Below are 24,425 nucleotides of genomic sequence, written 5' to 3'. Positions count from 1 at the left end.
GCGGCGACGACAAACCCATGTTCTGAGAACTAAACGACAAACCAAGAGCTAGCACACCTGTGGGCCAGCACAGATAGGAAATCCCAAATGGCTGTAGGGCGTAACACTTCGGGCAACGGTCTCCCACGTCGGCGGCAGCGCCGGCGATTGCTGGGAGCCAGCAGTGCGGTCGGGGCGTTTTTGGCGTTTGGGGTGGCGCCGGTGGCGGTGGCTCCGGCGGCCCAGGCTGATGAGTTGGACTGGGCGGTTGATCTGCTCGGTGCCGATCTGGCTTCGGCGCTGGGGGATTTGAGTCAGGCGTCGTCGTGGGAGACGTTGTTCGATGCGGCGTCGTGGGAGCCGTTGCTGGCCAATGTGGGTTTGAGTTTTGATGCGTCGGTGGCGGAGTTGCCGGGTTCGGCGGCCGCTGATGACTGGTTCGGCTCGTTGTTCTACCAGCCGTTGCATGATCTGGGGCAGCAGTGGATCTTGAGTCCCTTTGGTGCTGAGGTCAACTCGTTTATCAATATGTTCGGTTTCGGTCAGATCTTGATCGGTAACGGTGCCGACGGTATTGATGGCGGCACGCTGGCCGAGGCTGCTGGTGGCGCGGGTGGTTTGTGGTTCGGTGACGGTGGCGCTGGTGGCACCTCGCTTGAGGGCATCGGTGGTGTCGGTGGTGCGGCGGGCATGTTCGGCGATGGTGGCGCCGGTGGTGCGGGTCTTGCCGGTGGTTCTGGTGGCGCCGGCGGTGCTGGTGGCTGGTGGATGGGTGTCGGCGGTGATGGCGGTGCTGGTGGTGCCGGCATCGACGGTGGTACCGGTGGCAACGGTGGTGCCGGTGGCGCCGGTATCGGCTTCATGTACGGCGTGGGCGGCAACGGTGGCCTCGGTGGCGACGGCGCTGTGGGTGCTGTTGGTGCCCTGGGCTTGGCGGGTGCTGACGGCGGCCTGGGTCAGGCCGGTGGTAACGGTGGCAATGGTGGTGCCGGCGGTAAGGGTTCGTGGCTGATCGGTTCCGGTGGCTCCGGTGGTGCTGGTGGCCAGGGCGCCAATGGTGGTGCCGGTGGTAACGGTGGCGACGGTACCGATGCCACCGAGGCCGGCGCTGCCGGCGGCGACGCCGGTGATGGCGGCAGTGGTGGCGCGGCCGGGCATGGCGGCAATGGTGGCGCCGGGGGTTCCGGTGGCCTGATGGGTGCCACGGGCAAGGCCGGTGTCGGCGGTAATGGTGGCACCGGTGGTGCCGCGGGCGAGGGCGGCAATGGTGGTGCCGGCGCCGACGGTGACGAGACGAGCATCCATGGTGGTGCTGGTGGTGCTGGTGGCGATGCGGGTGTCGCTGGTGCTGGCGGCAATGGTGGTTCTAACGGTGGTGCCGCTGGTGTTACGGGTGCGGCGGCGACCGACGGTGGCAACGGCGGCGCCGGTGGTGACGGGTTCAGTGCCACGACAGCGGGCGCTGCCGGCGGCAATGGTGGTGCCGGTGGTGAGGCGGGCAACCTGGGTAACGGTGGCGCCGGTGGCAAGGGCGGTGACGGTGCTGACGGCACCGCGGGCCACACCGATGCCGATGGTGACGGCACCACGGGTATGGCCGGTGGTGCTGGTGGTGTCGGTGGCGCCGGTGGCGCCGCTGGTTCGGACGCTGGTAACGGTGGTGCCGGTGGTGCGGGCGGCCGTGGTGGTGTCGGTGGTGTCGGTGGTGCCGGTGCGGACGGCGCGACGGGTCAGGACGCGGCAGCCGGCTCGGGTGCTGACGGTGGCGATGGTGGTGATGCGACCAGCACGGCCGGCAACGGTGGCGCCGGTGGCGCCGGTGGCGCCGGTGGCGTCGGCGGGGCGTCGGCGCACGGCACGGCGGGCGCCCACGGCATCGGCGGCCTCGGCGGCGACGGTGGCGCCGGTGGTAACGCGGGCAATGGTGGTACCGGTGGTGCCGGTGCCGGTGGCGGCACCGAGTCGGCGGCCGGTGCCGGCGGTAAGGGCGGCAGCGCGACCGACTCCAACGCCGGCGTTGGTGGCGCGGGCGGCGCCGGGGGCGCCAACGGCGACAGTGGGCACGCGGCCGCGGGCGCTGCGGGTGTCGACGGCGCCGTCGGTAACGGTGGCAATGGTGGCGTCGGCGGCAAGGGCGAGATCCTGGCGGACGGCACCGTGCAGGCCGGTGGCCGAGGCGGCGACGGTGGTGACGCGGGCAACGAGACCGGTAACGGCGGCAACGGTGGTGCCGGCGGCCAAGGCGCAACCGGCGAGAACGGCGTAACCGATGCCAATGGCGACGGCACCGCGGGCGGCACGGGCGGCGCCGGCGGCGCGGGCGGCACCGGCGGTGCCGGTGGCACCACTTCGGGCACGGGCGGCGTAGGTGGCGCCGGGGGCGTTGGCGGCACCGGTGGTAACGGTGGCGCGGCCGAGGACGCGACGGTGGCCGGTGGCACCGGCGGCAACGGTGGCCACGCCGGTGCCGGTGGTATCGGTGGTGACGGCGGCGCCGGCGGGATCAGCGCCGGCAACGGTATCGGTGGCGCCGGTGGCGCCGCGGGCGACGGTGGCGCCGCGGGCCCGGCCGCGGCCGGTGGCAAGGGTCTCGGCGGCGGCGACTTCGACGCCGCCGGTGCGGGTGGCCAGGGCGGTAACGGTGGCCTCGGCGGTGCGGCCGGTACGGCCGGCGCCGGGACCGACGGCGGTGCAAACGGTGGTGCGGGCAACGCCGGTGCGGGCAGCGATGGCGCCGCGGGCGGTGACGGTGGCGATGGTGACGGGCTGGCCAGCGATGGTTTGACCGCTCAGGCCGGCGGCGCCGGTGGCCAGGGCGGGGACGCCGCCGAGGTCGGCACCGGCGGTGCCGGCGGAAACGGTGGCGTCGGTGCGACCGTGCACGGCAGCACCGGCGGCGACGGCAACGGCACGCACGGCCTGGTCGGCGGCGTCGGTGGCGCGGGCGGCCAGGGTGGCGCCGGTGGCACCACCTCCGGCGACGGTGGTGTCGGCGGCAACGGCGGTACCGGCGGTAAGGGCGGCAACGGCGGCACGGGCGACGACGCGACGGTCGCCGACGCCGATGGCGGTGACGGCGGCAATGCCGGCGCCGGCGGACAGGGCGGTGCCGGTGGGCAGGGCGGTGCCGCGACCGACGGCACCGGTGGCGCGGGCGGTAATGCCGGCAACGGTGGCGACGCCGGCGCGGCGGGCGCAGGTGGTCTGGGCCTCGGCGGTGGCGGCGGCACCCACGCCGGTGCCGGTGGTGCAGGCGGGGCCGGCGCCGATGGTGGCGCTGCGGGTGCGGTGGGTGCCGGTGGCACCGGCACCGCGGCGGGCGCCGCGGGCGCCGCGGGCAGCACCGGCTCCGGCAGCGATGGCGGCGCCGGCGGCCAGGGCGGTGCCGGCGCGGGCTTGATCGCCGGCGACAACATCGGCCAGGGCGGTGGCGCCGGTGGTGCGGGCGGTGACGCGGCGGCGATCGGCAACGGTGGCGCCGGTGGCGCCGGTGGCGCCGGAGCGACCGTCGACGGCATCACGGCCTTTGACGGCAACGGCACCGACGGTGCCACCGGCGGTCAGGGCGGCCAGGGCGGACAGGGCGGCGCGGGCGGCACCACCTCCGGCAACGGCGGCGCCGGCGGTAACGGCGGTGCGGCCGGCCACGGTGGACACGGTGGAAACGGCGCCGACGGAACGGACGGCGTCGACGCGATCGCCGGTAGCGGCGGCGACGGAACCAATGCCGGCGACGGCGGTAACGGTGGGGCCGGCGGTGACGGCGGCCACGGCGGTAACGGCGGTGCGGGTGGTTCTGCCACCAACGGTGCGGCCGGCGCCGAAGGCCTCGGCGGCCTGGGCGGCAACGCCGGCGACGCGGGCAACGCCGGCAACGGCGGCCAGGGCGGTCAGGGCGCCGGCGGCGGCGCCGGCGTCAAGGCCGGCCACGGCGGTGACGGCGGCCAGGGCGGTGTCCGTGGCGTAGCCGGCGCCAACGCCGGTGCGGGCGGCTGGAACGCCGGCCACACCGACCAGGCGGCCGGCGGCCAGGCTGGTGCCGCGGGCACCGGCGGCAATGGCGGCGCGGGCGGCGCCGGCGGGACCGGTCTGGTCCATGCCGATGGCTCGCCCCAGGCCGGTGGTGACGGCGGCAACGGTGGTGCGGCCGGGGCGATCGGCGTCGGCGGCGCGGGCGGCAACGGCGGCGTCGGATCTACCGGACTGGCCGGCGTCGACGGCACGGTCGACGCCAACGGTGACGGCACCGACGGCACCGGCGGTGGCGTCGGCGGCCTGGGCGGTAACGGTGGCCAGGGCGGTGACGGCGGCTACGAGTCCGGCGACGCCGGTGCCGGCGGCCAGGGTGGCGCCGGTGGTGCGGGCGGCCGCGGCGGCCACGGCGCCGACGGGGCCAACGCGGCGCCGGTGGCATCGGGTAGCGGCCTGAGCGGCGCTGACGGCGGCGACGGCGGTAGCGGTGGAACCGGTGGCCTGGGCGGCAACGGCGGCAACGGCGGTCTGGGCGGCACGGCCACCCTCGGCAACGACGGTGCGGTCGGTGCCGGTGGCGCCGGCGGTCAAGGTGGTTCGGCGGGCAACGCCGGTAACGGCGGCACCGGCGCCAACGGCGCCGGTGGCGGCGCCAACGCGGTGGCCGGAAACGGTGGCGACGGCGGCGACGGCGGCGACCGCGGCGGGATCGGCTACGGCGGCCAGGGTGGTCTGAGCGGCGATGGCCAGCAGGCGGTCAACGGCGGCAACGGTGGCGCCGGGACCGGCGGCAACGGTGGTGCCGGCGGCCGCGGCGGCAACGGCTCGGTGCTGGCCAACGGAAACCCCCAGGCCGGTGGCGAGGGCGGCGCCGGTGGTGACGCCGGAACCTACGGCAACGGTGGCGCCGGTGGCGCGGGCGGCGCCGGCAGCATCGGCGGTAACGGCGCCAACGGCACGACGCTCGGCCAGGTCAACGGTGGCAACGGTCAGTCCGGCGGCAACGGCGGCGACGGCGGCGCGGGCGGCAAGGGCGGCACGATCGCCGGCAACGGCGGCAATGGCGGCGGCGCCGGCGCGGCGGGCACCGGCGGCAACGGCGGCAACGGCGCCCTGGGCAAGGCCGGCCTCGACGCAGTGGCCGGCACCGGCGGCGTCGGCAGCAACGGTGCCGCGGGCGGAAACGGCGGCTCCGGCGGCAACGGCGGTAACGGCGGCAACGGTGGCGCCGGCGGAACGGCGACAAGCGGCAACGCCGGCAGCAACGGTCTGGGCACCGTCGGTGGCCGGGGCGGCAACGCCGGAACCGGCGCCGACGGCGGCCGCGGCGGCCACGGTGCCGGCGGTGACGTCAACCCGGTGGCCGGAACCGGTGGTAACGGTGGCGCGGGCGGCGACGTCGGCACGGCTGGAACCGGCGGCACCGGCGGCCTGAACGGTGACGGCGTCACCCAGCGGGCCGACGGCGTCGACGGCGCTGCGGCCGCTCGCGGCGGTAACGGTGGCGCGGGCGGTAACGGCGGCAACGGGCAGCTCGGCAGCGGCCAAGTCGGTGGGCGGGGCGGCAACGGTGGCGCCGGCGGCAACATCGGCAACGGCGGCGCGGGCGGCAACGGCGGTAGCGGCGCCGACGGCGCTGGCGGTGTCACCGGCGGTGACGGTAACGGCACCGACGGCGGAAATGGCGCCGCGGCCGGCAAGGGCGGCAACGGTGGCGCCGGCGGCTCCATCTCCGGCAACGGCGGTGCGGGCGGCAACGGCGGTGCCGGCGGTAGCGGTGGTGACGGCGGTAAGGGCGCCGTGGGCACCGGCGGCGGCAATGGCGGCAACGGTGGCGACGCCGGCGACGCGGCCAACGGCGCGGAAGGCGGCCGCGGTGGCGACGCCGCCCACGGCACCGCGGGTGTCGGAGGCAACGGCGGTAACGCCGGCAATGCGGGCACCGGTGGTGCCGGCGGCAACGGCGGTGGCGGCGGCACGAACGCCGTCGCCGGCAACGGCGGTAACGGCGGCCAGGGCGGTGACCGGGCCGCGGCGGCCGGTGCCGGCGGCCAGGGCGGTCTCGGCGAGAACGGCCAGGCCGCGAACGGCATCGATGGTGCGCTCGGCACCGGCGGTAACGGTGGTGCCGGCGGTAACGGCGGCGTCGGCCAGGTACTGGCTGACGGTTCGTCCCAGGCCGGTGGCCACGGCGGCCTCGGTGGTGCTGCCGGAATCATCGGTAACGGCGGCGCCGGCGGTAACGGCGGCAACGGCGCGACCGGCGCGAGCGGCATCGTCGTCGGCGGCAACGGCACCAACGGCTCCGACGGCGGCACCGGCGGCAACGGTGGCGTCGGCGGCGCCGGCGGCAGCATCGCCGGCAACGGTGGCGCCGGCGGACGCGGCGGAATCGGTGGTGCCGGCGGTGTCGGTGGCGTCGCCAACGGTGTGGACGGGCAGAGCGCGACCGCCGGCAGCGGCAACTTCGGCGAAGCCGGCACCAACGCGGGCATCAGCGGTAACGGCGGTGCCGGTGGCCACGGCGGCGCGGGCGCCCTCGGCGGCACCGCCACCAACGGCAGCCAGGGCGCCGTGGGCGTCGGCGGTCAGGGCGGCGCCGGCGGTGCCGGCGGTGACGCCGGGCGCGGCGGCAACGGCGGCAACGGCGCCGGCGGCGGCGCCGGCCACATCGCGGGTCGAGGCGGCGACGGCGGTGCCGGCGGCTACGCGGGTGTCGGTGGTACCGGCGGCAAGGGCGGCATCGGCGCCAACGGGCTGATCGCGGCCAACGGCGCGGCCGGCGCGGCCGGCAACGCCGCCACCGGTAACGGCGGCAACGGCGGCAACGGCGGCACCGGGGTGATGCTCGGTGACGGTGTCGCGCAGTCCGGTGGTGCCGGCGGTGACGCCGGCGCGGCCGGAGCGGTTGGCAACGGCGGCCGCGGCGGCGACGGTGGTGCGGGCGCGGCGGGATCCAACGGCACGACCCTGGGCTCCGGCGACGGCACCAACGGTGTCAACGGCGGAAACGGCGGTGCCGGCGGTGCCGGCGGTGCCGGGGGTACCACCTCCGGTAACGGCGGCGCGGGCGGTGTCGGCGGTAAGGGAGGTGTCGGTGGTCACGGCGGTAACGCGGCCAACGGGACGGTCGGCGCCAACGCGGCCGCGGGCAGTGGCCTGGCGGGCGGCAACGGTGGCGACGCCACCGGGACGGCCGGCAACGGTGGCATCGGCGGTAGCGGCGGCAGCGGCGGGGCCGGCGGGAACGCCGTCAACGGCACCGCCGGTGCCAACGGCGCGGGCGGCGTGGGCGCCAATGGCGGTAATGGCGGTAACGCCGGTAATGGCGGTAACGGCGGCAACGGCGGCACTCTGACCGTTGGTGCCGGCACCGTTGCGGGTGCCGGCGGTAACGGCGGCAACAGCTCCAGCACCGCGGGAACGGCCGGGGCCGGCGGGACCGGCGGCTGGAACGGCAACCACTCCGCGCAGGCGTCCAACGGGGCGACCGGCGCGGCCGGCGCATCCGGCAACGGCGGTAACGGCGGTAACGGCGCGGCCGGTGCCGCGGGCAACGCCTCGAACGACGGCCAGTCGGGCGGCGCCGGTGGTCAGGGCGGCAGCGCGGCGGTCGACGGTAACGGCGGTAAGGGCGGCAACGGCGGCGCCGGTGGCGCCGGCACCACCACCGGCAGCACCGGCGGCACGGGCAGCACTGGGACCGCTGGAACCACCTCGACAAACCCCGCAGGCGCAGGCGGCATCGGCGGTGCCGGCGGCGACGGTAAGGCCGGCGGGAACGGCGGTGCCGGTGGTGCCGGCGGTGCCAGCGGCACCAACTCCGGTAGCTCCGGCTCCGGCGGTATCGGCGGCAACGGCGCCAACGGCTCGGCCGGCGGTGCCGGCGGCACGGGCGGTAAGGGCGGCGCTGGGGTCAGCGGCTCCACCGGGACTCCCGGCGGTATCGGCGGTGACGGCGGTGTCGGCGGCAACGGCGGTAATGGCGGTACCGGCGGTCAAGGCGGTGCGGCCGGTGCCCAGAACAACGCCACCGGCACGGCCGGTACCAACGGCGCCAACGGCACCAACGGCAGCGGCGGCAACGCCGGTGCCGGCGGTAAGGGCGGCCAAGGTGGTACCGCCAGTGGCAGCAGCAGCAATAACCCCGGCGGCAAGGGCGGTACCGGCGGTACCGGTGGTACCGGTGGCACCAGCGGTGGCGGCGTGGTCGGCAACCCGGGGAACCCCGGCGCAGGCGGCAACAACCCCTCCGGCAGCGGCAGCCGCACGGGTGGTACCGGCGGTGCCGGCGGTGCCGGCGGCGCGGGCGGCGTCGGATGATGACGCCCCGCCGTCGGCCGGCCAACGGTGCTGAGACCTCAGCAGCCACATCGACCTCAAAAACCTGATCCGAGAAAGCATTACCGACATGGGTTCGTCGCAGAATAGGGAGTCCCACATGACTGGCAAGCAGCACCGCGCAGAGCGTCGTGGCATCACGGGCGGCGGCCGTCGGCGCGGCCGGATAGCCGCTGCCGGTAGTGCGGTCGGTGCGTTTTTGGCGTTTGGGGTGGCGCCGGTGGCGGTGGCTCCGGCGGCCCAGGCTGATGAGTTGGACTGGGCGGTTGATCTGCTCGGTGCGGATCTGGCTTCGGCGCTGGGGGATTTGAGTCAGGCGTCGTCGTGGGAGACGTTGTTCGATGCGGCGTCGTGGGAGCCGTTGCTGGCCAATGTGGGTTTGAGTTTTGATGCGTCGGTGGCGGAGTTGCCGGGTTCGGCGGCCGCTGATGACTGGTTCGGCTCGTTGTTCTACCAGCCGTTGCATGATCTGGGGCAGCAGTGGATCTTGAGTCCCTTTGGTGCTGAGGTCAACTCGTTTATCAATATGTTCGGTTTCGGTCAGATCTTGATCGGTAACGGTGCCGACGGTATTGATGGCGGCACGCTGGCCGAGGCTGCTGGTGGCGCGGGTGGTTTGTGGTTCGGTGACGGTGGCGCTGGTGGCACCTCGCTTGAGGGCATCGGTGGTGTCGGTGGTGCGGCGGGCATGTTCGGCGATGGTGGCGCCGGTGGTGCGGGTCTTGCCGGTGGTTCTGGTGGCGCCGGCGGTGCTGGTGGCTGGTGGATGGGTGTCGGCGGTGATGGCGGTGCTGGTGGTGCCGGCATCGACGGTGGTACCGGTGGCAACGGTGGTGCCGGTGGCGCCGGTATCGGCTTCATGTACGGCGTGGGCGGCAACGGTGGCCTCGGTGGCGACGGCGCTGTGGGTGCTGTTGGTGCCCTGGGCTTGGCGGGTGCTGACGGCGGCCTGGGTCAGGCCGGTGGTAACGGTGGCAATGGTGGTGCCGGCGGTAAGGGTTCGTGGCTGATCGGTTCCGGTGGCTCCGGTGGTGCTGGTGGCCAGGGCGCCAATGGTGGTGCCGGTGGTAACGGTGGCGACGGTACCGATGCCACCGAGGCCGGCGCTGCCGGCGGCGACGCCGGTGATGGCGGCAGTGGTGGCGCGGCCGGGCATGGCGGCAATGGTGGCGCCGGGGGTTCCGGTGGCCTGATGGGTGCCACGGGCAAGGCCGGTGTCGGCGGTAATGGTGGCACCGGTGGTGCCGCGGGCGAGGGCGGCAATGGTGGTGCCGGCGCCGACGGTGACGAGACGAGCATCCATGGTGGTGCTGGTGGTGCTGGTGGCGATGCGGGTGTCGCTGGTGCTGGCGGCAATGGTGGTTCTAACGGTGGTGCCGCTGGTGTTACGGGTGCGGCGGCGACCGACGGTGGCAACGGCGGCGCCGGTGGTGACGGGTTCAGTGCCACGACAGCGGGCGCTGCCGGCGGCAATGGTGGTGCCGGTGGTGAGGCGGGCAACCTGGGTAACGGTGGCGCCGGTGGCAAGGGCGGTGACGGTGCTGACGGCACCGCGGGCCACACCGATGCCGATGGTGACGGCACCACGGGTATGGCCGGTGGTGTCGGTGGTGTCGGTGGCGCCGGTGGCGCCGCTGGTTCGGACGCTGGTAACGGTGGTGCCGGTGGTGCGGGCGGCCGTGGTGGCGCCGGTGGTGTCGGCGGTGCCGGCGCGGACGGCGCGACGGGTCAGGACGCGGCAGCCGGCTCGGGTGCTGACGGCGGCGACGGTGGTGACGCGACCAGCACGGCCGGCGACGGTGGTGCCGGTGGTGCCGGTGGCGCCGGTGGCGTCGGCGGCGCGTCGGCGCACGGCACGGTGGGTGCCCACGGTATCGGCGGCGACGGTGGTGCCGGTGGTGCTGGTGGTAACGCGGGCTATGGCGGTAACGGTGGTGCCGGTGCCGGTGGCGGCACCGCTGCGGCGGCCGGTTCCGGCGGTAAGGGCGGCAGCGCCGCGGGCTCCACTGCCGGCGTGGGCGGTGCCGGCGGCGCCGGTGGCTCCAGTGGCGGGACGGCACACGGCGCCGACGGTGGCGCCGGCGCTGACGGTCTGCTCGGAAATGCCGGCAATGGTGGTGCCGGTGGCGACGGCGAGATCCTGGCGGACGGCACCGTGCAGGACGGTGGCCGCGGTGGCGACGGTGGCGACGCCGGCGAGGTCGGCAACGGCGGCAACGGTGGCGCCGGCGGTCAGGGCGCGACCGGCAAGAGTGGTGGCGTCGACCTCAGCGGCAATGGCACGAACGGTGGCACCGGCGGCAACGGTGGTGCCGGCGGCACCGGTGGTGCGGGTGGCACCACCTCGGGTAACGGCGGCGCCGGCGGCATTGGCGGCGTAGGCGGCACCGGTGGCACCGGCGGTCATGGCTTCGACGGCGAGGACGGCGTGGACGCCGTGGCCGGCAGCGGCGACAACGGTACGGCCGGTGTGAACGCCGGTAACGGCGGTAACGGCGGTACCGGTGGTAGCGGTGGCCAGGGTGGTGCCGGTGGCGTCGCGACCGCGGGTGACGCCGGCGTGCAGGGTGACGGCGGTGCCGGAGGTCTCGGCGGTGCGGCCGGCAACGCCGGTAACGGCGGTAACGGCGGCGACGGCGCGGGCGGCGGCACCAATGCCACCGCGGGATACGGCGGACAGGGCGGCAACGGCGGTAACCGCGGGACGGCCGGCACCGGTGGTGCCGGTGGCTGGAACGCCGACAACAGCGCCCAGGCCGACAGCGGGGCGACCGGCGCGGCAGGCGGCGGCGGCAACGGCGGCGCCGGCGGCAGGGGCGGCGACGGTGAGCTGCTCGCCGGCAACATCGCTCAGGCCGGTGGCGCCGGCGGCAACGCCGGCGCGGCCGGTAACGACGGTGACGGTGGCGCCGGTGGAGCCGGCGGCAACGGCGCAACCGGAGCCGACGGGGAGACCGTCGGCATCGACGGCACCGCCGGCGGGACCGGTGCGGCCGGTGGCGCCGGTGGTCAGGGTGGCGCCGGCGGCGCGAACTCCGGCAACGGCGGCGCCGGTGGTGCCGGCGGTCAGGGCGGTGCCGGTGGAAACGGTGGCGCAGCGGATGACGCCTACCTCCTCGATGGCAATGGCGGTAACGGCGGCGCCGCGGGCGCCGGTGGCGCAGGTGGCAACGGCGGCTCCGGTGGCATCGCGGCCGCCGGGACCGGTGGCGCCGGTGGCGCGGCGGGCAGCGGCGGCAATGCCGGCACGGCGGCACAAGGCGGTCAGGGCGGTGGCGGCGGAGGCGGCGCCAACGCCGGTAACGGCGGCACCGGCGGCGACGGCGCCGTCGGTGGCGCGACCGGCAAGGCCGGGGTCGGTGGCCTCGGAGTCACCGGTGGTGCAGCCGGCGCCGAGGGCACGGCCGGCACCAACACCGACGGCGCCGACGGCGGTCGCGGTGGCGACGGCTTGGGCTTGATCAGCGGGACTGACATCGGACAGGGCGGCGGCAATGGCGGCCAGGGCGGCAACGCCGGCGCGGTCGGAAACGGCGGCATGGGCGGCACCGGTGGCACCGGCGCGACCGTGGACGGCATCACCGACATCGACGGCAACGGCACCCATGGTGCGGTCGGCGGCGTCGGCGGCGACGGTGGCCAGGGTGGCGCCGGCGGCACCACCTCCGGTAACGGCGGTGCGGGCGGCTTCGGCGGCATCGGTGGCCAGGGCGGTGCCGGCGGAGCGGGCGCGGACGCCACGGTCGCCGACACCGACGGCGGCAACGGCGGTAACGCCGGCGCCGGCGGTAACGGCGGTAACGGCGGCCAGGGCGGTACGGCAACCAACGGCATCGGTGGCGCCGGTGGCACCTCCGGCTACGGCGGTAACGGCGGCAACGCCGGCGTCGGCGGCAAGGGCCTCGGCGGCGGCGGTGCGGCAGTCGCCGGCAACGGTGGTAACGGTGGTGACGGTGCCGAAGGCGGCCTGGCAGGCGCCGTCGGCAACGGCGGAACCGGCACCACAAACGGCGCCGACGGCAGCCTCGGCCAGGACGGTGTCGCCAGCGATGGCGGGACCGGCGGCCAGGGTGGTGCCGGTGCGGGCCTGATCGAGGACACCGACATCGGCCAGGGCGGCGGAAACGGTGGCACCGGCGGTAACGCGTGGGCGGTCGGCAACGGCGGCGCCGGTGGCGCCGGTGGCGTCGGCGCGACCGTGGACGGCATCACGGACATCGACGGCAACGGCACCAACGGCTTCGTCGGTGGCGTCGGCGGCGACGGCGGCACCGGTGGCCTCGGCGGCAGCACCTCCGGCAACGGTGGTGCCGGCGGCAACGGCGGCGCCGGTGGTAAGGGCGGGGCCGGTGGCGCGGGCGCAGACGCGACGGTGGCCGACACGGCGGGCGGCAATGGCGGTGACGCCGCCGCTGGCGGCGCGGGCGGTAACGGTGGACAGGGCGGCGCGGCCAGTGCCGGAACCGGTGGTGCCGGCGGCGACGCCGGCGATGGTGGTGCCGGTGGCGCGGCCGGGGTTGGTGGTACCGGCCTCGGCGGTGGCGGCGGCGCCAACGCGGGCGCGGGTGGCGCGGGCGGCAACGGTGCTGATGGCGCCGCGGCCGGAACCGCGGGCACCGGCGGCACCGGCACGGACGGCGACGGCGCGGCCGGCAACGGCGGCGCAGCGGGTCTGGGCAGCGATGGCGGTGCCGGTGGAAACGGCGGTGCCGGCGCGGGTGTGATCGCCGGTACCGATGTCGGTCAGGGCGGCGGTGCCGGTGGCCACGGCGGTGACGCGGCATCGGTCGGCAACGGTGGCGTCGGCGGAACCGGTGGGGCCGGTGCGGTCGGCGACGCCGGGATCACCGACGTCGATGGCAATGGCACCAACGGCACCCACGGCGGCGCCGGTGGCGTCGGCGGCGTGGGCGGTGCCGGCGGCACGACCTCCGGCAACGGCGGCGCGGGCGGTCAGGGCGGCGTCGGCGGCGCCGGTGGCAACGCCGGCCATGGGGCTAACGGCATGAGCGCCACCCCGGTCACTCCTGGCAGCGGAGCCTCCGGCGCCAACGGAGGCGACGGTGGCGACGGCGGCATCGGCGGTAACGGTGGCGTGGGCGGCGACGGTGGTGCCGGTGGCACCGCCAGCAACGGCAACCTCGGCGCGGAAGGCGCCGGCGGCGCCGGTGGCAATGCGGGCAACGCCGGAAACGCCGGAAACGGCGGACGCGGCGCCGACGGTACCGGCGGCGGCACCGGTGCCGTGGCGGGCTCCGGCGGCAACGGCGGCGCCGGTGGTGAGCGCGGCAGCGCGGGCACGGCCGGCGCAGGCGGCTGGAACGCCACGCACACCGGTCAGGCAGCCGGCGGAAACGCCGGGACTGCAGCCATCGGCGGCAACGGCGGCGCGGGCGGCAAGGGCGGCACCGGTGTGCTGCTCGCCGACGGCACCGCACAGGTCGGCGGCGCCGGCGGGCACGGCGGTGACGCGGGCTCGATCGGCCACGGCGGCGCGGGCGGCAACGGTGGTGCCGGCGCGACCGGTGCGGTCGGATCGACGGCCACCGCCAACGGCGGGACCGGTGGCAACGGCGCCGCCGGTGGCAACGCGGGCAGCGGCGGTAAGGGCGGCTCGATCTCCGGCAACGGCGGTTCCGGCGGTGTCGGCGGCGCGGGCGGTGCCGGCGGTGCGGGTGGCGCCGGGATCCAGGGCATCGCGGGCATCGACGCTGCCGCAGGTAGCGGCGGCAACGGTGGCGACGGCACCAACGGTGGCAACGGCGGCGCCGGCGGTGTCGGCGGTGCGGGCGGCAATGGCGGCCAGGGCGGCAGCGCCACCAATGGCACCGCGGGCCTCAACGGTTCCGGTGGCCTGGGCGGCAACGGTGGTTCGGCTGGCGCCGCGGGCGACGGCGGCCGCGGTGGTGCCGGTGCCGGCGGCGGTGCGAACGACACCGCCGGGCACGGCGGCAACGGTGGCGCCGGTGGCGACCGCAGCACCGGCGGCGCAGCCGGTAAGGGCGGCCTGAACGGTGACGGTGTCACCTACCGCTCCAGCGGCGCGGCCGGCGGTGACGGCGGCGGGGGCAACGGCGGCAACGGCGGTGCCGGTGGTCACGGCACGCTGCTCGCCGACGGGTCGACCGGCCAGGCCGGTGGCTACGGCGGTAACGGCGGCGCGGCCGGCGCGATCGGCACCGGCGGCGTGGGCGGTGCCGGCGGTAACGGCGGCAGCGGCGTGCTCGGCCACACCGACATCGATGGCAACGGCACCCTCGGTGGCAACGGTGGCGTCGGCGGCTACGGCGGTACCGGCGGCGCCGGTGGCACCATCTCGGGCGCCGGCGGTGCCGGTGGTGCCGGTGGTACCGGTGGCAGCGGCGGCAACGGTGGCGAGGGCGTCTCCGGCACCGGCGGAAGCTCCGGCGGCCAGGGCGGCAACGGCGGCAACGCGGCAGCGGGCGGCGCGGGTGGCCAGGGTGGCACGGCCGCCAACGGCGCCGGTGGCGTCGGTGGTCAGGGCGGCAACGCCGGCAACGCCGGCAACGGTGGTGCGGGCGGCCACGGCGGCAGCGGCGGCATCGATGCGACTGCGGGCAACGGCGGCAGTGGCGGCGACGGCGGTGACCGTGACCTCGGTGGCGCGGGCGGTGCCGGTGGTCTCGGCAAGGGCGGTCAGGCTGCTGCCGGCCAGGACGGCACCAACGGCGCCGGCGGTGACGGTGGTGCCGGCGGTAACGGCGGTAACGGCCTGACATTGGCGGACGGTTCCGCGCAGGACGGCGGCTCCGGCGGTAAGGGCGGTAACGCCGGCGCGATCGGTACCGGTGGTGCCGGTGGCAACGGCGGTACCGGCTCGGCGGGTATCGACGGCGAAACCGCCCTCAACGGCGACGGGACCAGTGGTACGGCCGGTGGCAACGGCGGTAGCGGCGGCGCCGGCGGCGCCGGCGGCACCACCTCGGGCAACGGCGGTGTCGGTGGCCTCGGCGGTGACGGCGGAGCCGGCGGTCACGGCGGTGCCGGTGAGAACGCGGCCAATGGTGCTGACGCAGGCGCCAACAGCGGCGGCAACGGCGTTGACGGTGGCGACGCCACCAGCACCAACGGCAACGGTGGCGCCGGCGGCCACGGCGGTAACGGTGGCGTCGGCGGTGCAGCCACCAACGGCAATACCGGCGCGGCCGGGGCCGGCGGCCAGGGCGGCGCCGGTGGTAACACCGGCGACGGCGCCAACGGCGGCGACGGCGGCGCGGGTGCCGGCGGCGGGGCCAGCGAGATCGCCGGCAACGGCGGTAACGGTGGCCACGGCGGCATCGCCGGTACGGCCGGCCAGGGCGGCACCGGCGGCACCGGCGGTGACGGCACCGCGGCCGAAAACGGTGTGGACGGCGCCGTGCTCGGTGGCAACGGCGGCGACGGTGGCGCCGGTGGCAACGGCCAGATCGTCGGCGGCCTGAGCCAGGCCGGCGGTAACGGCGGGTCGGGTGGCGCGGCCGGAACGGTCGGGCAGGGTGGCGCCGGTGGTGACGGTGGGGCCGGCGCGGCCGGCTTGGCCGGGACCACCGATGGATCCGGCAACGGCAGCGACGGGACGGCCGGCGCGGCCGGCGGCAACGGCGGCGTGGGCGGTGCCGGCGGCACCAACTCCGGTGACGGCGGCGCCGGCGGCCAGGGCGGTACCGGTGGTGCCGGTGGTGTCGGTGGCAACGCCGCCAACGGCACCGCGGGAACCAACGCCACCGCCGGCAGCGGCAACAACGGCGGCGCCGGCGGTGACGCCACGGGTGCGGCCGGCAACGGCGGTGCCGGCGGCGCCGGCGGTAGCGGTGGCACCGGCGGTGTTGCCAACGTCGGCAACAACGGCGCCGACGGTGACGGCGGCAACGGCGGCGACGGCGGCGCGGGCGGTAACGCCGGTGTCGGTGGTCGCGGTGGTGACGGCGCTGGCGGCGGAACCAATGCGGTTGCGGGCAGCGGCGGTAAGGGCGGCAACAGCAGCAGCACCGCGGGCGCTGGCGGCGCGGCCGGGGCCGGTGGTGTCGGTGGCGACGGCGTCACCGAGGCCGACAGCGGTGCTGCCGGTGCCGACGGCGCGATCGCCGCTGGTGGAACCGGTGGTAACGGCGGTAACGGTGTGACGCTGGGCAGTGGCCTGGCGCAGGCCGGCGGCCACGGCGGTGTGGGCGGTAACTCCACCGGCGAGTACGGCAATGGCGGTACCGGCGGTAACGGCGGCAACGGCGCCGCGGGCACCAACGGAACCGACATGGCGAAGGGTGCCGGTGCGGCCGGCGGCAACGGCGGCAACGGCGGCGCGGCTGGGCAGCACGGCACCGGTGGCACCGGCGGTAACGCCGGCAGCGGCGGTAACGCCGGCGCCAACACCGCGGTCGGTGCCAACGGCGCGGCCGGCGTCAACTCGCCGAAGGACCCGCAGGGCCAGCCGATGGCCGGCGGCACCGGCGGCAACGGCGCCAACGGCGCGGCCGGGTTCGCCGGCGGCGAGGGCGGCACCGGCGGTGTCGGCGGGGCCGGCGGCACGGTCTCCGGTGACGGTGGCCAGGGCGGCCTCGGCGGTAACGGCGGTATCGGCGGCAAGGGTGCCACCGGCGGCAACGGCGGTACTGGCGGTACCGGTGGTGCCGGGGCCCTCGGCCTGCCGGGGCGCCAGGGTGGCACCGGCGGCGACGGCGGCATGGGCGGCGTCGGAGGCGTCGGCGGCAACGCCGGTCAGGGCGGCGCCGGTGGTGTCGCACTCGGTGACGGCCAGTCCGGGGCGCATGGCGCCGGCGGTGTGGCCGGTAAGGGCGGCCTGGGCGGTACCGCCGGAATCGGCGGTAACGGCGGCGCCGGCGGTGCGGGCTACAACGGCCTCGCCGGTCAGGGCACCGGTGGCGGTGGCGCCGGCGGCTCCGGCGGCAACGGCGGCGTCGGCGGCACCGGCGGTCAGGGTGGTGTCAACACCGACGGCACCCACGCGCAGGGCGGCTCCGGCGGCCAGGGCGGCAAGGGCGGTAACGGCGTCAACGGTGCCTCCAAGCCGAGCAAGGCCGGCTTCGCCGGTCGTGGCGGCAACGGCGGCCACGGTGGTGCCGGTGGTACCAACGGCGACGGCGTGGCGGGCTCGCCGGGCAGCAGCGGGGTCAGCGGAACCAACTCCAGCGGCAGCACCGTCGGCAAGGGCGGCGGCGGCGGCGCCGGCGGTACGGGCGCACCGTGATGACCTGCTAGGCACCGCTTTTCGGCAAGCGAGCGAATCCCCGGACCGACCCTTCGGGTCCGGGGATTCGCCGTTGTCGCCCCGTCAACGAAAAGGGCGGTGACGGATGATGATCCGCCACCGCCCTCGTCAGTGCTACCTGCCCTGATAGGCCGGGATGTCCTCGGGAGTTCTCGGCCAGGCGAATAGCGCGATCCGCTGATCCCACTTGGCTATGTAGTGCTCGCCGAGAAACGCCCCGCCTCGTCGCTCCCAGAACCGCCGCCCGTACGAGCCGTCGCCCGCATTGGCATCTCCGATGATCCGTCGGCACTGCGGTTCGATCTCAAAAATGCTTTGCACAAAACCGCGGAACATGATCGCTCCGTGTCCGTGCTCGACCATGTCGAGTTCGGCGATGGCTGCATGCAAGCCCACGTCGTAAGGATGGGCCTCGTAGACCTTGGCGATGTCATCCTGGGCGGCCCGGAACAACTCCATGTAGCCCATCGGCCGGCCGTCGATACTGAAAACGTAGGGACGCGAGTAGTTGCCCTCGAATTGAATCGCCAAGTGCTGGCGCCATTCCTCGGGTGGATAATCGTAGCTCCAGGTCTCGGCCAGGTGCGGCCGGTTCATCCACTCGGAGATTAGCTCGGCGTCGCCGTCCGGGTCTGCGAAGCGCACGCTGTACGGCTCGGGGAACACCGGCAGCGGTGGCGGGGGAACCGCCCGCAGCTCATCCGTCAGGAAGTCCAACTGCCGCGGCATGTGAGCACTCATAGCGCTCCCGAATCCGTTGTAACTGAGGCGGTTTCGGTCGCCATGACAAGTTCCTCCTGGGGTTCCGATAACGGCAGCGCCGTCGCCAATGGGTTCGCCACTGATGCTACTTTGGCGCGAGCGTGCGTGTCCCCGATCCGACACTCCGTGCCCAGACCGGGACCACGCACGCTCGCGGCTTAGACGGTCAGCACAACTTTGCCGGCCACCTCACCCGACGACAGCAGCCGGTGCGCCTCGGCGGCCTGCTCGATGGCCAGCCGCGCACCGATCACCGGCTTGATCCGGCCGTCGGCGAGCATCGGCCACACGTCGTCGGTCACTGCGGCCACCACAGCACCCTTGCCGTGCGGGCCCTCCACCGGCCGGCCGCGCAACGCGGTGGCGATCACCCCGGCGCGTTTGGCGAGTAATTTGCCCAGGTTCAGTTCGCCTTTGACCCCGCCCTGCATCCCGATGACGATCAGGCGCCCGTCGTTGGCCAGCGCGTCGATATTGCGGTCCAGGTAGACCGCTCCCATGATGTCCAGAATCACGTCGGCGCCCCCGGCTTCGCGGATCCGCGCGACGAAGTCCTCGTCGTGATAGTTGATGGTCACGTCGGCGCCCAGCTCGCGGCAGAACGCCAGTTTGGCCTCCGATCCGGCGGTGACGGCCACCCACGCGCCGAGCTGGTGGGCCACCTGAATGGCGTGGCTGCCCACCCCGCTCGCGCCGCCGTGCACGAGCAACTGTTGTCCCTCGGATAGTCCCGCCGTCTGCACCAGGTTCGACCACACCGTGCAGGCCACCTCCGGCAGTCCGGCGGCGTCCACCAGGTCCACGCCGTCCGGGATCGGCAGCACCTGCGGGGCCGGCACCGCGACATACTCGGCGTAGCCGCCGCCCGATAGCAGCGCGCAAACCTGCTGTCCCACAACCCAATCAGAGACATCGTCGCCCACCGCGGCGACCTCGCCGGAGACCTCCAGGCCGATGGTGTCACTGGCTCCCGGCGGCGGTGGATACTTACCCACCGCCTGCAGCAGGTCGGCCCGGTTCACCCCGGCCGCGGCGACCCGGATCAGCACCTCACCGGGGGCCGGTTGGACGTCGTCGATCTCTTGCCAGGACAACACCTCGGGGGATTCAGCGACGATGGCACGCATGCCGAACACGCTACTACCAGCCGGAATCGCTTAGCATGACGCTGTGCAGCGCCGCGATCGCCCCCGGACCGGGAGTGACCTGCCAGGCTTGGACCTCGCCGAACACCAAGCCTGGCAACACTACTTAGACGCCGTGCTGCGCTTCGATGCGCTGCTGAACCGGTTGCTCAACGCGGAGCATCAGTTGTCGGTGATCGACCTGCGCGTGCTGGACATTCTGGCCAAGTCTTCGGATGGCTCTGCGCGCATGGGAGACCTGTCCGGTGCGCTGGGCACGACACGCCGCCAGATGACCAAGCGGGTCGACCGGCTGGAAGAACGCGGTCTGGTGCGACGCGGGGCCGATCCGCGGGACCGGCGCGGAGTGGCCGCGCTCCTCGCCGACGTCGGCCGGAACATGGCCGACGAGGCGAGGAACACCTACGCGCGCGGGGTGGCCGATTACCTGCTCGGTTCGCTGACGGCTCGCCAGGTCAACACCGTCGCGGAGAATTGTTGGCGCATCAGTCGAGCCGTGCGCTCCGGCGACCCCGTCGGCGCACCCGACGAGTCGGCCTTCCCTGAGGCTCCGACGTGTTATCTGCCCGGTGTCGACGACGCCGGCAAGCGTTGCTGGCACCAGTTCCTGGAGTCCTCGGAGGCGTTGGGCCCATTGCTGAGCGACCGGTTGGTGGCCGCGCACCAGCTCACCTTGATCGACGTTCTGCTGTTGGACCGGATCGCCAAGCACCCCGGCGGATCGATGCCGCTGAGCAGGTTGGGTGAGGCGTTCGCACTGGCGCCCAGTCGGGTCACCCAGCAGATCACCCGCCTGGAAGTTCAAGGACTGGTGCGCCGTGGACCCGGTCAGGGTGATCGGCGACGCGTGGTCGCCGCCGTCACGCCCCACGGACGAACGCGGTTGGGGCCGGCACTTGCCTTCTACGCCAAGGAGATTCGTCGGAATTTCTTGGATCCGATGTCACGTCAGCAGGCGATCGCGCTCGGTGATGCGTGCCGCCGGATCAGCGTGCCCGGCAGATCCGGCGCCGACCGACCGGCACGGCTGGGCCGCCGGAATTCGCCGGTGGCAGTGGCCGCCGGCATCGACGCCGCTGCCCGGTGATCACCCTCTGACGCTGCCTTCGAGCGCAGTCTGGTTCCCAGTGTTTCCACAGTTTGCTGGCACGGGGCGGCGTGGTTCTGCCGGGGCGCGAACGGACCTGTTACCCGTCGGTAGTTACCGCTTGAAACAGTTCGGTCCGTTGTGGTTGCTGATCGGCGACCCGCGACTATGCCGTTGAGCTGGGGGTTTGGACTCAGGCGAAGAAGCCCGGCGCGCCGTGGCAACAAACATCTTCGGCAATAACAACGTTCGATTAGAGACACTCAGCCCTCGCTTAGTTACGTTCAGCGCTGTTCAGCACGTCACGACATTCACCTGCCGAGGAGTTTCCCTTGCACGCCACCATTCGCCCCTACGCCACCGCTGGTGTGGCACTGGTCGGAGCCAGTCTCGTCGCGGCTGCCCCGCTGTCCGCGCCGCTGCCCGCGCTGCGTGACGTCCAATCCCCGGCGGTGGCGTTGACCAGTGCATGGGATGACGTGCTCAATGCCGCCTCGGCCAACATGACCAGCTTGTTGAACAACTGGTACCTGGCGCCCGGGGTCGGCATGCAGCAGTTCTGGGCCAACCAGCTGGACTACTGGGACCAGTTGGCCAACGACCCTTCGGGTTCGACCAATGCGGTCAACGAGGAGATTCAGAAGCACCTCAACGCGGTGATCTCGGGCTGGGCGCTGCAGAACGAGACCGACGCAACCCACGCTACGGTGCTCAACCACACGATGGATGGCACCCATCAGCTGATGTTCGGCCAGGTGGCGGGTTATATCCCGGCCGATGTGGACAAGTCGATGATCATGCCGATCATCGACTACCTCGGCTCCCCGTCGAGTGCGGTCTTCATGGGGATGATCGGGCCGATGATCAGTCCGTGGATCGCATTGATGAACAGCATCACCGACCACGACAGTTTCGGCGACACCCTGGCCAATATGTGGGGGGCCACCCTTAACGGCGCCACTCTGAATTTGGATGCGTTGTTGCCGATGATCAACGAGTCCGGATACTTCCCGGCCGGGATGAACATGGATCATCTGGACATCGCCTTCGGTGGGCTGCTGTCCCCGGGTGCCGTCGCGGTGGGCCCGTATCAGGTCCTTGGCCCCGGCGGGGAGGTCGCGGCCTCGGTCCCCGCGGTCGGCGGGTCGATCTTCCAAAGCGTAGGAATCGAATTCAGTGGCGTCCCGGTATTGGGCACCCTCGACCTCAACAGTGCCGGGATCGGCCCGATCGCCGCCTGGCAGGCCTGGGGCCAAACCGTCGGGGCGCTGTTGGGGTCGGGCTGGGATGGCAAGGGCGCGGTGGTGGTGACTCCGCCGCTCGCCGGTGCGGACCTGCCCCTGCTTGATGACGGTGGTGCTTCAGCGACTGATGCGTTCGGTTGGCTGGGCGACCTGCTCGGGCTCTAATCCCCCCAAACCCTTATCCCCCAACTTGTTAGAGAGGTTTCCCTCAACATGAGTCGTCATCACACCAACCCTCGCCGCCGCTCCCGGGCAGGCGGTGCTGCAAGTGCGGTAGGCGCGTTCCTGGCTTTCGGCATGGCCCCGCTGACCGTGGCGCCCCCAGCCCAGGCCGACGAATTCGACTGGATCGCGGATCTTTTCGACTCCTCGGCATGGCTGGACCCCGGCCCGGCGGATGTCGGCGCTTTCGACTGGACCGCCATGATCGATCAATGGTTCTACGACCCGATCCACACCTCGATAGAGAGCTGGATCAACAGTGACTTCGGGGCGATGGTCAACGGCTGGATCAACACCTCGACCGGACAGTTCCTGATCGGCGACGGCGCCGACGGGACCGTCGACCACCCCGACGGCGGCAACGGTGGTCTGTGGTTCGGCGACGGCGGAAACGGTTGGGATAGCACCGAAGCCGGCGTCGTCGGCGGCAGCGGCGGTAACGCGGCCGGCTGGATCGGGGACGGCGGCATCGGCGGCGACGGCGGTGCGGGCGCCAACGGCGGTGACGGCGGGGCCGGTGGCCTCTGGATGGGCAACGGCGGAGCCGGCGGCGCCGGCGGCGCAGCAACCGATGCCGTGGTCAACGGTGGTACCGGCGGCAACGGCGGTAACGCTTCCGCGTGGTTCTTCGGCAACGGCGGCGACGGTGGCCTAGGCGCGGCCGGTGCGGCGGGTGGTGCGGGAACCTACACAGGCGGCGGTGACGGGAACGGCACCGGCGGAGGCAATGGCGGCAATGGCGGTAACGGCGGCCGCAGCAGCTTCATGTTCGGCAACGGCGGCAGCGGCGGCAACGCCGGCGACGCCGGCGATGGCGGCAACGGCGCTACCGGAACCCTCGATCACGTCGACGGAGGCAATGGCGGTAACGGCGGCTGGAGCGGTGGTAGCGCGGGTGCGGGTGGGGGGCGCGGGTCGAGCATCTACACCAGCCCCATGTTTGGGCACGCGGGACAGGCCGGTATGGCCGGCGATGGCGGCGATGGCGGCGCCGGCGGTAACGCTTACCAAGACGCCACCGGCCACTACCTCGGCAACGGCGGCAACGGCAGCTACGGCGGCGACGCCGGTACCGGTGACGGTGCGAACGGCGGTAATGGCGGCAACGGCGGCACCGGCCTCAACGGCGGCAACGGCGGCGACGCCGGCGGCAACTGGAACTACAACGCCGGTAACGCTGGTAACGGCGGCAACGGTGGAAATGCCACCGCCGGCCGGGCCGGCGACGGCGGTGAGGGCGGCTACACCGTGGGCGGTGCCAGCGGCAATGGCGGTAACGGCGGCAACGGCGCCACCGACGACGCAGACGTGAAGACCATCGGTGGCAATGGCGGTAACGGCGGCTTCATCGGCGGAAAGCTCCCCGGCGGTGCCGGGGGTAACGGCGGCACTGGCACCTACGCCGGGGGTGACGGCGGTAACGGCGGAGATGGCGGCGGCAATGGCGGCAGCGGTGGCACCAGCACCGGCTGGAACGACGGGTCCGGCACCATCTGGAGTCGAGGCGGTAATGGCGGTGACGGCGGCTCCGGCATCATCGGCTACGCCCCCGTAGCCGGCGGTGCTGGGGGCGCCGGGGGGGCCGGCGGTGACGGCGCCACCGGCGCCGGTGTGGTCAGCGTGGGCGGCAACGGCGGTAGCGGTGGTAGCGGCGGAGGTACCTCCGGCGGGACCGCGGCCGGCGATGGTGGCAGCGGTGGTAGCGGTGGCAGCGGTACCGCCTCCGGCGGCAACGGTGGTGCTGGCGGTGCCGGCGGAACCGCGTCTTTCCCCTTTACCGGCGGCGAAGGCGGCACCGCCGGTAACGGTGGGGCTGGTGGTGCCGGCGGCAACAGCGGCGGCGTCACCATTCCCACCGACAACCCCTACGGTGCTGGCCCCAGCCACGCCGGAAACGGCGGGGACGGCGGCTTGGGCGGAACCGGGACCATCGGCGCCAGCGGCAACGGCGGAGCCGGTGGGGCCGGTGGGAATGCCCAAGGCGGTGTCGACGCCGGCAATGGCGGTAACGGCGGCGTCGGCGGAACCGGATCCACGGGCGCGCCGGCAACCAACCCCGCGCACGGCCCCGGCGGTAACGGTCACGACGGTGGCGTCGCCGGCAACGGAGGCCAAGGCGGCGCCGGCGGCAGTGCCGTTGACGGCAACGGCGGGAACGGCGGCGCCGGTGGATCGGGCGGCACCGGCGGCGCCGGCAGCCGCGGCGGCAACGGCGGCACCGACTCCGACGGCAACACCCTGCCCGGCGGGGACGGCGGCGACGGCGGCACTGGCGGTAACGGCGCGGCCGGCGGAGCGGGCGGCACCAGTACCGGCGGCATCAGCGGGGCGCACGGCGCGGCTGGGGCGGCCGGAGCAGGCGGCGCCGGCGGCGTGGCGGGCACCGGCACCCCGCCCGGGCAGCCCGGTACCGACGGCGGCAGTGGGCAGCCCGGCTGACCCGGTAC

At 74.3% G+C, this 24,425-nt stretch carries 7 protein-coding genes; 5 read left to right on the top strand and 2 right to left on the bottom strand.

Going from position 1 to position 24,425, the window contains the following annotated elements:
- Positions 1–87 precede the first annotated feature (87 nt).
- Together A5771_RS23080 and A5771_RS23070 are read left to right on the top strand one after the other, a co-directional pair.
- On the top strand, positions 88–8,274 hold the full coding sequence (locus tag A5771_RS23080; protein ID WP_207545448.1) for a PE family protein: 8,187 nt from the start codon (positions 88–90) through the stop codon (positions 8,272–8,274).
- Positions 8,275–8,392: 118 nt separating this feature from the next.
- Entirely contained in the window at positions 8,393–17,497 is a 9,105-nt protein-coding gene (locus tag A5771_RS23070) for a hypothetical protein (RefSeq protein WP_207545447.1), read from the top strand.
- Positions 17,498–17,632: 135 nt separating this feature from the next.
- Here A5771_RS23070 and A5771_RS13915 read toward each other — a convergent pair whose 3' ends face one another.
- Together A5771_RS13915 and A5771_RS13910 are read right to left on the bottom strand one after the other, a co-directional pair.
- Entirely contained in the window at positions 17,633–18,259 is a 627-nt protein-coding gene (locus tag A5771_RS13915; RefSeq protein ID WP_064855797.1) for a GNAT family N-acetyltransferase, read from the bottom strand.
- A gap of 179 nt (positions 18,260–18,438) precedes the next feature.
- The gene (locus A5771_RS13910; RefSeq protein WP_064855796.1) at positions 18,439–19,407 is read right to left on the bottom strand and encodes an NAD(P)H-quinone oxidoreductase; all 969 of its coding nucleotides are present in this window, start codon (positions 19,405–19,407) and stop codon (positions 18,439–18,441) included.
- Between the two features lie 43 nt (positions 19,408–19,450).
- Between A5771_RS13910 and A5771_RS22000 the strand changes: the two genes are divergently transcribed.
- The 3 genes from A5771_RS22000 (at position 19,451) to A5771_RS24340 (ending at position 24,417) form a co-directional block, all read left to right on the top strand.
- Positions 19,451–20,512 (top strand): MarR family winged helix-turn-helix transcriptional regulator, encoded by a 1,062-nt coding sequence (locus tag A5771_RS22000; RefSeq protein WP_082947224.1) that lies wholly within the window; start codon positions 19,451–19,453, stop codon positions 20,510–20,512.
- Positions 20,513–20,844: 332 nt separating this feature from the next.
- Complete coding sequence (gene gjpA, locus A5771_RS13900) at positions 20,845–21,921, top strand: outer membrane porin GjpA (protein ID WP_064855795.1); 1,077 nt, start codon at positions 20,845–20,847, stop codon at positions 21,919–21,921.
- Positions 21,922–21,969: 48 nt separating this feature from the next.
- Positions 21,970–24,417 (top strand): PGRS repeat-containing protein, encoded by a 2,448-nt coding sequence (locus A5771_RS24340; protein WP_131808915.1) that lies wholly within the window; start codon positions 21,970–21,972, stop codon positions 24,415–24,417.
- Positions 24,418–24,425: the final 8 nt, after the last annotated feature.

This window comes from Mycolicibacter sinensis (assembly GCF_001667375.1).
GTDB classification, from domain to species: Bacteria; Actinomycetota; Actinomycetes; order Mycobacteriales; family Mycobacteriaceae; genus Mycobacterium; species Mycobacterium sinense_A.
The sequence above is the reverse complement of the archived record's forward strand: the minus strand, read 5'-3'. Positions and strand labels throughout refer to the sequence as shown.

Bases quoted from the DNA above. Each gene is read 5' to 3' on its own strand.
- A5771_RS13915 (WP_064855797.1), bottom strand. From the start codon at position 18,259: ATGAGTGCTCACATGCCGCGGCAGTTGGACTTCCTGACGGATGAGCTG.
- A5771_RS24340 (WP_131808915.1), top strand. From the start codon at position 21,970: ATGAGTCGTCATCACACCAACCCTCGCCGCCGCTCCCGGGCAGGCGGT.
- A5771_RS13910 (WP_064855796.1), bottom strand. From the start codon at position 19,407: ATGCGTGCCATCGTCGCTGAATCCCCCGAGGTGTTGTCCTGGCAAGAG.
- A5771_RS23070 (WP_207545447.1), top strand. From the start codon at position 8,393: ATGACTGGCAAGCAGCACCGCGCAGAGCGTCGTGGCATCACGGGCGGC.
- A5771_RS23080 (WP_207545448.1), top strand. From the start codon at position 88: ATGGCTGTAGGGCGTAACACTTCGGGCAACGGTCTCCCACGTCGGCGG.